The 2422-nt window shown below is 65.6% G+C and carries 3 protein-coding genes and 1 pseudogene; 2 read left to right on the plus strand and 2 right to left on the minus strand.

Features of this window, described 5'->3' with window-relative positions:
- Together MQH31_RS20470 and MQH31_RS20475 are read left to right on the plus strand one after the other, a co-directional pair.
- On the plus strand, window positions 1-1347 hold a 1347-nt coding region (locus MQH31_RS20470; RefSeq protein ID WP_243013597.1), incomplete at its 5' end, for a heavy metal translocating P-type ATPase.
- Window positions 1348-1354: 7 nt separating this feature from the next.
- Entirely contained in the window at window positions 1355-1912 is a 558-nt protein-coding gene (locus MQH31_RS20475) for a hypothetical protein (RefSeq protein WP_243013598.1), read from the plus strand.
- Between the two features lie 49 nt (window positions 1913-1961).
- Here the strand turns inward: MQH31_RS20475 and MQH31_RS20480 are convergent, their stop codons facing one another.
- The gene (locus MQH31_RS20480; protein WP_243013599.1) at window positions 1962-2222 is read right to left on the minus strand and encodes a hypothetical protein; all 261 of its coding nucleotides are present in this window, start codon (window positions 2220-2222) and stop codon (window positions 1962-1964) included.
- Window positions 2219-2422, minus strand: a pseudogene (locus MQH31_RS20485) (prolipoprotein diacylglyceryl transferase); the annotation flags it as partial. The pseudogene MQH31_RS20485 and the gene MQH31_RS20480, both read right to left, overlap by 4 nt.

A 2422-nucleotide genomic window follows, 5' to 3' on the forward strand; every position in this document is an offset into this window, starting at 1 on the left:
GTGAACACCACGGGCACCCTCCGGGTCCGGGCTACGAAGGTGGGCGCGGACACCGCACTGGCCCAGATCGTCGCGCTCGTGCAAGAGGCGCAGAATTCCAAGGCTCCCGGGCAGCGCCTGGCCGACCGGGCGGCGTTCTGGCTCGTACTGGTCGCCTTGATCGGCGGAATCGTGACCCTTGCAGTGTGGCTGCTGGCGGGCGCCACCGTGCCGGCGGCGATGCTGTTCGCTATCACCGTAGTCGTCATCACGTGCCCGGATGCGCTCGGTCTGGCGACCCCGACGGCGATTATGGTCGGGACCGGCCTCGGCGCTAAGCGCGGCGTCTTGTTCAAGACTGCGACGGCGTTGGAAACGGCCGCGCGGATCGACACGGTCGTGATGGACAAGACCGGCACCCTCACCCAGGGCAAGCCGGAAGTGACCGACTTCGTCGCGATCGGCATGGACGAAGACGAACTGCTGGCACTCGTTGCCGCCGTGGAGCGCGAGTCGGAGCATCCGCTTGCCGCCGCCGTGGTCAGCTACGCCGCAGGTCGGGGTGTGACCGTGGGCGACGCCGTCGACTTCGAGAACGTACCCGGGCACGGGGCTGGGGCGACCGTGAGCGGACGTCGGGTGCTGGTCGGCAACCGCAAATTGATGATCGCGCAAGGCGTCGATATCGAACCAGTCAAGGTCCAACGCGATGCGCTCGCGTCAACGGGACGCACCGCGGTCCTGCTCGCCGTGGACGGCAAGGCGGCCGGCGTCGTTGCACTGGCAGATGCCGTGCGCCCGACCGCTGCTGCCGCGGTGGCGGCCCTGCATGACACGGGAATTCAGGTCGTCATGCTCACCGGCGACAACGAAGCCACTGCCGCACGCATCGCCTCCCAGCTCGGGATCGATACGGTGATCGCGGAGGTCCTGCCCGAAGACAAGTCTGCGAAGATCACGGAGCTTCAGTCCGCCGGCAAACGCGTTGCCATGGTCGGCGACGGAGTCAATGACGCCCCGGCGCTGGCGCAGGCCGACTTGGGGATTGCAATTGGTGCCGGCACCGACGTCGCCATCGAGACCGCGGACGTGGTCCTGATGCGTTCCGATCCGTTGGATATCCCTGTCGCGTTGCGCATCGGGAAGGGAACCGTTCGGAAGATGCGGCAGAACCTCGGTTGGGCGATCGGGTACAACGCCATCGCCCTGCCGATCGCGGCTGGCGTTTTCTTCCCCGGGTTCGGCATCCGGTTGACCCCGGAGATCGCGGCGATCTCGATGTCCGGTTCCAGCGTGATCGTCGCCGTCAACGCGCTGATGCTGAAGCGCCTCCGTCTGCCACAGCCCGCTGAAAGCGCCAAGGAGTGAGTCATCTGTGACCTGCACCCCTACTACCCGTGACGCGGTTCGCACGATTTGGGATGCCGGTCGGCCGCAATATGACGGTGTCACGGATGCTGTGACCGCGGGCCAGGTCCTCACCGACCTGGTCCGTGCCGCCCTCGATATCCTCGCCTATCGCCGGCTCGAGTGGGCGCCCGACGCCATCCAACTCGTCTCCAACGATCGGGAGAGCTACCTCCGCTACGAGGCTGGTGACGACGTCACCGCGGACCTTGCAGTGCTCTTGTCGCTAGCCTTGTCGGGTCACGCGGTAGACGGCATCGCCCTCGGAGAAATCATGGGCGGCATGCCCCCATGGATCTCCGTGCGAATCCTCGTCCTGGCCTCGCCCCAGGGCGCTTCGATGAACCGCCTGGACCTTGACCCGGAGGGACCGTGCAAGATGTCCTGGTACGGTCCGTTCGACGGAACCCAATTCAGCGAAATCGCAATCGGATTCGCGTTGTACCTCACCCACCTCGTCGCCAACGTATTCGATGACGACGACGGGGAGGAAACGTTCGAGGAATCCATCGAATGGGTCCGCTAAATCCTGGGCCAGCCCGGAGCTGACGAGCCGGACCCGGGCCACAGTCCGTTCATTTGGGTTTGTGCGACGACAGGTTAGCGCCGATGATCACAACAACGGCCGCTACCGGGTAGTTGACCAGGAGCTCAAGCCAGACGGGCGGATGCGTCGCGGTTACCGGATCCAGGTGCCCTAGCCAGTGAGCAACAGCAATCAGGACACCGATGATCATGAGCAGCTGACCTGATCTCAGGAAGAGGCGCCGCCGACGCGGCTTGCTCGAGGTTCGGCCGTCAGCGGCATTGTCGTGCGCGGTGCCGTCCTGTGTCATCGGTGGCCCGTGCCGTTCGGTGACGCCGGGCCGGCCTGGGTGCTGGGTGCCGTATCGCTCGTGTCGGGTGTCGGCGGCGACCAGGCTCGCCCCGGAAGGTACGGGCTGTTCTCGGGTGCTGGGTGGCGTCGCGATTGCACGACGATGAGGACGATCCCAATGAGGGCAACGGCCATCGCCGTGATCATGTTGATCTTCAG

The organism is Cryobacterium zhongshanensis (assembly GCF_022760445.1).
Lineage (GTDB): Bacteria > Actinomycetota > Actinomycetes > Actinomycetales > Microbacteriaceae > Cryobacterium > Cryobacterium algoricola.